The 405-nt window shown below is 69.6% G+C and carries 1 protein-coding gene; it reads right to left on the bottom strand.

What is annotated here, in order from left to right:
- Window positions 1–189, bottom strand: a 189-nt coding sequence (locus I55_RS18780) for a hypothetical protein (protein ID WP_044562114.1), incomplete at its 3' end; no start/stop codon positions are given.
- Window positions 190–405 lie beyond the last annotated feature (216 nt).

Here is a 405-nt window from a genome sequence, read left to right as displayed (position 1 = left end):
CGGGGTCAGGCCGGCATGGGGCTTGTCCACTGCCAGCACCGTGAAGCGCCCGTCCTTCAGCGCGGCGCCCAGGGCGAAGAAATTGGTGCTCTTGCGCCCGGCTGTGTCGCCATCCCGGTCATGGAACAGGGGGGCGCAGCCGGATCCCTGAAGGATGATGGCCAGCGGCCGGGGCGCCGCCTTGGGCACGGACAGGTAATAGGTGGTGGTTCTTGAGTAGCGTTGCCTGGATTTGACACCCAGGGGCAGACCAGCGCCCCTTCAGGGCAGACGGGACACGGGGCGGAGCGGCGGCGCCAGCACACGGAACGGCGCCGCCGTTTCCATATCCACCGGCAGGCGGGCGATGGTGTCGCCATCCCCCTGCACCGGATCGCCCAGCGGCCCTTCGATGCGCACCCGCAC

This window comes from Azospirillum sp. B4, assembly GCF_000333275.1.
Taxonomy (GTDB): Bacteria; Pseudomonadota; Alphaproteobacteria; order Azospirillales; family Azospirillaceae; genus Nitrospirillum.
Note: the sequence above shows the minus strand (reverse complement) of the source record. Positions and strands in the feature narration are given on the sequence as shown.